This window comes from Rhodopirellula maiorica SM1 (assembly GCF_000346295.1).
GTDB lineage: Bacteria > Planctomycetota > Planctomycetia > Pirellulales > Pirellulaceae > Novipirellula > Novipirellula maiorica.
This window is the reverse complement of the sequence record NZ_ANOG01000399.1, coordinates 1-7123: the sequence shown is the minus strand read 5'-3', so window position 1 is coordinate 7123 and position 7123 is coordinate 1. Positions and strand designations below refer to the sequence as shown.

The window sequence follows — 7123 nt, the reverse complement described above, 5'->3', positions numbered from 1 at the left end:
TCGGGTTCGAGTTGGTCAACAGTCTCAGCGACACCCAAAAGAAAACGGCCGTGATCGCCGACGAAGCTCTGGCGGAAATCCGATTCGCGGGTGAAGCTCAACCCAAAGTGGGGCAACCCGAAGGCATTCCCTTTGACCAACTCAATGCAAAACAGTCTGAACTACTGAAGAAACTTGTTGGTGTCTACGCGGATGCTGTTCCTGAACAGACCGCCCAATCGCGTCGTGATTTGATCGAAACCAACGGCTGGTCGAACGTTCACTTTGCATGGGCGGGGGCTCTAAAGCCTGGTGTTGGGCATTATTACCGAATTCGCGGCAAGGAATTTTTGATCGAGTTTGTGAATACACAAGCCGATGCGTCTGGGAATCCGGCCAATCACATCCATTGTGTGTGGCGCGACCTGACCGGCGATTTTGACTTGCCAATCGAGTAAAGTTCCCTAACAAAGGTCGCACCGCTGCGAAAGCAGGCGGGATGTGACTTGCGCCGTGCCGGCGAAAAAGGTCGCTGCAGACGGTAGCGAGGGGGAAACAATGACATGCTGACTTGGCTGAAACATCTCCGCCAACGCTGGGAGAATTGGTGCGGCGATCGCGATATGGAAGAAGCGATCCGCAAACACCTTTCAGAGAATGGTTACTACGGCAGGACCGCCAAGTTTCGAAACGTACGCATCGTCGCGGTCCAGCGTCCCGGTTGGCTGCAAGTGTTTCGTTTTGATGTGACCGCTCGCCAAGTCCCTGCCGAAGCCGACAGCGAGATCGCGGACCCGCCGCCGGTTTATCATGATCTCTACGGGTTGGTGAAAGACGATATTCGTCACAAAATAAACGTGGTCCGAGTGTTTGATTGCGAAGACGAGCGGCGGTCGCTGTTCGCTCGTTGGAGCGAAGACATGATCTGCCTGCGTGGCGCTCATGGTCTGAAAGACGCTTAAACTTCACAAAATCACGTAAAATTGTACTCGCTTTCTACGCGTTTCCCTTAACTCGAATGGATTGAAAATGTCGAGGCTCCTGTACTCGTTCGTTTTGGTTGCCACGTTGGTGGCTGGTTGTTTCGTTTCCGATGGCGAGGTCTTTGCAAAGCCTCCGTCCGCTACCGAGTCGTCCGCTACCGAGCTGGCCGACAACAACGATTCACCAGCGGACGTCGATGTGAATCCCGGCGAAAAGACTGCCGACGCTGCGGCACCCCAACTGCAAACGCCCGAAACCGGGCAACAAGAACTCGATTTGGTCGACCACGTTCGCCAAATCACATTCGAAGGTCGCCGAGCGGGCGAAGGCTATTTTAGCGCCGATGGTACACGCATGGTGTTCCAAAGCGAACGTGATCCCGCGAACCCGTTTTATCAAATCTATGTGACGGATTTGGAAACCGGTGACATCGAAAAGGTTTCCCCCGGAATCGGAAAGACCACCTGTGCGTGGATCCATCCTGATGGCGACCGCGTCTTGTTTGCCAGCACCCAGGCCGACCCCGCGGCAGAACAAAAGCAGAAAGACGAACTGGAGCTGCGGGCCAGTGGGAAACAGCGCCGCTATGCTTGGGATTACGACGAGCACTACGAATTGTTCGAACGGAACGCCCAAGGTGAATACAAGCAGTTAACCAACGCGAAGGGCTACGACGCCGAAGCCAGTTATAGCCCCGATGGAACACAGATCGTGTTTGCGTCCAATCGCGAAGCCTATTCGCGTGAATTAAGCGAAGTCGAGCAAGAGAAGTTCAAGATCGATCCGGCCTTCATGATCGATCTATACATCATGAACGCCGATGGCACCAATGTTCGCCGCTTGACGACCGAGCCGGGCTACGACGGAGGACCCTTTTTCTCGCCTGATGGCGAACGCATCTGCTTTCGTCATTTCTCCGAAGACGGAGCAACCGCGGAAATCTTTACGATGAAAACCGATGGCAGCGACGTGCGTCGTTTGACCCATTTTAACGCGATGAGCTGGGCGCCGTTTTATCACCCCGGCGGCGACTATTTAATCTTCACCACCAACAAGCACGGCTTTGCCAATTTTGAACTGTACTTGGTTCGGGCCGACGGCGAGGGGGAACCCGTTCGTGTGACCTACACCGATGGCTTTGATGGGCTGCCGGTTTTCTTGCCTGATGGTGAACGGTTGTCGTGGACATCGACTCGCACAAAACAAAAGCAGTCCCAAATCTTCATGGGCGATTGGAATGACACGCTTGCGAGGCAATTGCTGGGACTCGGCTCGGGTTCAAGTGATGACAAGCAGGCGGCAGTCGCATCCGCTGAAAATACGTCGCCTGAGTTTTCGCCGACGGACGTGATGCGGCATGTCGATTTTTTGACGCGTCCCGAGTTAGCTGGCCGTTTGACCGGCAGCGACGGCGAGCGGCGTGCAACTGCGTATGTTGCGGCTTATTTGGAAAGTTTGGGGTTTGAACCCGCAGGCGACAGTAACACTTTTTTCCAAGAGTTCGAATTCCCTGCGGGATCGAGTTTGACGTCGGAGAACGTGATGGCGTTGGGCGACAAATCGCTCGCGTTGGACGAAGATTGGCGACCGCTATCCTTTTCCGACGATGGAAAAACCGATGCTGCCGACGTCGTTTTTGCCGGCTACGGAATGCACGTTCCTGGTGGCGACGAAGTCGAAGAATACGATAGCTACGTGCATTTGGACGTCGCGGGAAAATGGGTGATGGTGCTGCGAGATATGCCGCAAGAGATCACGCCCGAGCGGCGGCAAGAGATGGCTCGCTACAGTTCGCCGCGACGTAAAGCCACGGTCGCTCGCGACCACGGCGCTAAAGGCATCGTGTTCGTGGCCGGACCGACCAGCAAAGTGACGCGAGAGCTAATCCTGTTCGATAGCAACGCATCACAGGCCGGCGTTAGTATCGCGGCGGTAACGATCAGCAACGAAATTGCCAAACAGATGTTCGAGAAAGCGAATAAGGATTTGGCTAAAACGCAGGGCTCGCTTGACGACGGTTCACCACAAATGGGATTCCCGCTCGAAAATGTTTCGGTCTCGGCCACGATCGAGATTGAACGGAAAACCGGAGTGGGACGAAACGTCATCGCGCGCTTGCCCGTCAAGCCGAATCAGCAAACCTATCCTGCCGTAATGGTCGGGGCTCACATCGATCATCTCGGTCGCGGCGGCGGCAGCAATAGTTTGGCCCGCGATGATGAACAAGAGTTGATTCACTTTGGCGCCGATGACAACGCCAGCGGTGTCGGCGCGATGCTTGAAATTGCTCAGTATTTGGCTTCTGAAAAAGCGGCCGGGCGATTGAAACCCAAGCGTGATTTGTTGATCGCCGCCTGGAGCGGTGAAGAATTAGGACTGTTTGGTTCGCAACACTACGTCAACGAATTTTTCAGTCTCTATCCGAATGCTCCCAAGCCGCAACCCGCATCGCATGATCATGGCGGTGGCGCGGCTCACGCTCATGCGGCACACGCCCACGGCGTCGCTGCCGATGCCGAGCCGTTGACCCAGGCGATTGCCGTCTATTTGAACCTCGATATGGTGGGGCGGCTGCGTGAGAAGTTGATCGTGCAAGGGATCGGGTCGTCGCCTGGTTTCGCTGGCGAAGTCCAGCGGCGAAATGTTCCGGTGGGCTTGGAATTGCAGCTCGATAAAACCAGCACCCGTTTGCCCACGGATGCTTCGGCGTTCGTGGCCCGCGACGTACCGATTCTGGCAGCGTTCACCGGGGCCCACGAGGACTACCACACGCCTCGTGATACTGCGGACAAATTGAACTATGACGGGGCGGCGCAAACCGCTCGGTTGTTCGCACTATTGACTCGCGGTTTCTTGACCGCTGCTGAGCCGCCCAAATTTGAACTCGACGAAGGCGAGAAGCGTGAGGAGGCTCCGCGAGCAGTGTTGACTGCGTATCTTGGAACAATCCCCGATTACGCCGCAGGCGAAGTCAAAGGCTTGAAACTAAGCGGCGTTGCGGGCGATGGGCCGGCCGCCAAAGCAGGCGTCAGCGGCGGAGACGTGATCATTCGTTTGGCAGGTCGCAAGATCGAGGACATCTACGATTACACCTATGCGATCGAGGCGTTGAAGATCGGCGAAGAGGTCGAAATCGTCGTCCAGCGAGGCGAAAAAACGGTGCCAATGAAAATCACCCCGACCGCCCGCGAGTAGGTCTTTACGTAGGCCGGATCAAGTCGCGATAGCGACGCAGATCCGGCAGATGCAAATGTGATGGCAAATCCTTAACCGCCACGATGCCGGAACTCCGCTTCGCTGCGTTCCGGCCTACGGGGGCTTCGCACCATGGGTTAGCCTTCCGAGCTTGCCATTTCGAAAAACGACAGGCTGGAAGCCTATCCCACATTTGTCCTCACTCAAAACTACTTCTTCAATCGCTCGACCACGGCGGCGCCCATTGCTTGGGTGCCGATGTGCTCGCCACCGCGAGCGATGTCTTTGGTGCGAAGCCCGTCGGCCAATACGCTGGCCACGGCGGTTTCGATCGCGTTGGCTTCATCTAACAACGACAACGAATGACGCAGCAACATGGCCGCCGCCAGGATCGTTGCCAATGGGTTGGCAAGTTCTTGCCCGGCGATGTCAGGAGCCGAGCCGTGGATCGGTTCGTATAACCCAGGTCCGTCGGAACCCAACGATGCACTCGGCAGCATCCCGAGCGAACCGGGCAACATCGAAGCTTCGTCGGTCAGGATGTCGCCAAACAGATTGCCGGTGACCACGACATCAAAGTCGCGTGGGCGGTTGATTAAGTGCATCGCCATCGCGTCGACAAGCACAACGTCGTACTGGACGTCGGGGAACTCTTCGGCCATCACGCGAGCGGCCGTTTGACGCCACAGTCGGCTCGGTTCGAGCACGTTTGCCTTGTCGACACTGGTCAATCGGTTGTCACGCTGCTGAGCCGCCTTGGCCGCCATACGTACGATCCGCTCGACTTCGCCAACGCTGTACGCCATCGACTGGAACGCCGTTTCGTCTTGCCCGCTACCCGAGCGACCGGATTCACCAAAGTAAATCCCGCCGGTCAGTTCGCGAAAAAACAGAATGTCGGTTCCTTCGATGATTTCGCGTTTCAGTGGCGATGAATCGACCAGTTGATCGAACAACTTGATGGGACGCAAATTGGCGAACAGTCCGAGTTCCTTGCGGATTTTCAACAGTCCTGCTTCCGGACGCGTTTTGGCCGAAGGATCGTCCCATTTCGGGCCGCCCACGGCGCCCAACAGGATCGCGTCGCTGGCTTTGCACGCGTCGATCGTTTCTTGAGGAAGAGGATCGCCCGTTTTGTCGATCGAGATACCGCCGATCAATTGGGACGAGAACGAGAATTCGTGGCCAAAGAGTTCCGCGACCTTTTCGAGGACTCGCTGGGCTTCGGAGACGATTTCAGGGCCAATGCCATCACCTGGCAGTAGTACGAGATTCGCTTTCAACGGTGTGCCCTTGGGGCAAGAGGTTCGAAGGGATAAGCCCCCAATTTAATCCAACAACCTGATTTGCCCAATCCGATGTCAGGCTAGAAAAAACAGGGCCCCAGACGACCGTGCCCTCGATCGATTCGGGGCCCTCACAACCGCTACCTCCGCGTCAATCGGATCGAGTGGTGAACAAGCCCGAAACGTTCAACCGGATCCTGGCTGCCTAAGTCGCAAGACCGTCCCAAGTTTCAGTATCCGTCGAGATTCTCTCGGCAGAATTTCCTGATTGGTCTGACGATCAAAGCCAAAAACTTTCTCCGCTCACGCTATGCTCCACAACCAAACCGATTTGACGTCGATCCCCGTCCAGGTCCCCGTCGTTCTGCCGAGCGAACCGGCGGCATCACCTCCGTGTTCGATCGAAGCCAGCGTGTTGCACGTGATCAACGGCGAGTATTTTTCCGGAGCCGAACGAGTTCAATCGCATCTGGGCCGCTGTTTGCCCCACTTTGGTATCGCGGCCGATTTTGTCTGCGTCAAACCAGGGAAATTCCCGCAAGTGATCGCAGAACAGGATCTTCAGTGGGGGCGTTGTCATCTGGCGCCAATGAAAAGCCGCTTCGATCTGCGAGCCGTCTTTCGCATTCGTGACTTGGTGCGGGCGTACGGTTACGATCTGTTGCATGCGCACACGCCGCGAACCGCAATGGTTGCATCGGCGGCATCCCGCTTGACCGGAATCCCGTGGGTGTATCACGTGCACAGTCCGGCGGCACGTGATTCGGTCCATCAGTGGAGCAATCGAATCAACTCGTGGATGGAGCGAGCTTCGCTGTTGAGCTGTTCACACTTGATCACGGTTTCCGAAAGTCTGCGGCTCGATTGTATTGCCAAAGGCGCAAACGAAGACAACGTCACCGTGGTCCATAACGGTGTGCCCAGTATTCGGCCTGAGCGGATTCATCACCCCGTCGTCGGCGGTCGCTGGGTACTCGGTATGGTCGCATTGATGCGGCCTCGAAAAGGACTCGAAGTGGTATTGGATGCGCTGGAAATCCTGCGTGCCGATGGCCTTGATGTCGTGCTTCGTTGTATTGGGCCGTTTGAAACCGCCGAATATGAATGCGAGATCAATGAGCAGATTGATCGGTTGAAACTGCGGCGGTATGTGGAGCGTGTTGGATTTACCGATGATGTGCCCAGTGAACTCGCTCGAGTGGATGCGTTGGTCTTACCGAGTTTGTTCGGCGAAGGGTTGCCGATGGTTGTACTGGAAGCCATGGCGGCTGCGGTCCCTGTGATCGCCACACGCGTCGAAGGTACCCCCGAAGCGGTCACCGATGGCGTCGAAGGCTTGCTCGCCGAGCCTCGCAACGCTGTCAGTCTCGCTAACAAAATTCGTTCGTTGGTGACGGGCGAATACGATTGGAATATGATGGCCGAAGCCGCGCATGAGCGACAAACTCAATCGTTTTCCGATTTGTCGATGGCCTGGGGCACCGCCGAAGTCTATCGTAAGTTGATCGATGCACCTGAGCTGGTTCGTACACCAAATCACGGCGATGACGCTCGCCCCACGCATGTATCACAGCGAGACAATTTCGTCATTGCCGGGCATCGTGATTAAGCGAGCGATTCTCGCGGCGAAAAATGCTTGCTGTACCGACGTCGAAGTCAATGTCGCCGGATGTCTCCGA

Annotated in this window: 5 protein-coding genes; 4 read left to right on the top strand and 1 reads right to left on the bottom strand. The window is 56.2% G+C overall.

The annotated features are described in order from the left end of the window. The 3 genes from RMSM_RS12925 to RMSM_RS12915 form a co-directional block, all read left to right on the top strand. On the top strand, positions 1-437 hold a 437-nt coding region (locus RMSM_RS12925; RefSeq protein WP_040766205.1), incomplete at its 5' end, for a DUF3500 domain-containing protein. Between the two features lie 105 nt (positions 438-542). Next, positions 543-941, top strand: coding sequence for a hypothetical protein (locus RMSM_RS42535; protein WP_008696505.1), 399 nt, complete (start codon positions 543-545; stop codon positions 939-941). 67 nt (positions 942-1008) lie between these two features. After that, on the top strand, positions 1009-4158 hold the full coding sequence (locus RMSM_RS12915) for a M28 family peptidase (RefSeq protein WP_081614139.1): 3150 nt from the start codon (positions 1009-1011) through the stop codon (positions 4156-4158). Positions 4159-4367: 209 nt separating this feature from the next. Here the strand turns inward: RMSM_RS12915 and leuB are convergent, their stop codons facing one another. Then, positions 4368-5441, bottom strand: coding sequence for a 3-isopropylmalate dehydrogenase (gene leuB / locus RMSM_RS12910; protein ID WP_008696503.1), 1074 nt, complete (start codon positions 5439-5441; stop codon positions 4368-4370). Between the two features lie 313 nt (positions 5442-5754). Here leuB and RMSM_RS12905 point away from each other — a divergent pair, with 313 nt between their 5' ends. Continuing rightward, the gene (locus tag RMSM_RS12905) at positions 5755-7053 is read left to right on the top strand and encodes a glycosyltransferase family 4 protein (protein WP_008696502.1); all 1299 of its coding nucleotides are present in this window, start codon (positions 5755-5757) and stop codon (positions 7051-7053) included. The last annotated feature ends 70 nt before the right edge of the window (positions 7054-7123 follow it).

Bases quoted from the DNA above. Each gene is read 5' to 3' on its own strand.
- RMSM_RS12915 (WP_081614139.1), top strand. From the start codon at position 1,009: ATGTCGAGGCTCCTGTACTCGTTCGTTTTGGTTGCCACGTTGGTGGCT.
- RMSM_RS42535 (WP_008696505.1), top strand. From the start codon at position 543: ATGCTGACTTGGCTGAAACATCTCCGCCAACGCTGGGAGAATTGGTGC.
- RMSM_RS12905 (WP_008696502.1), top strand. From the start codon at position 5,755: ATGCTCCACAACCAAACCGATTTGACGTCGATCCCCGTCCAGGTCCCC.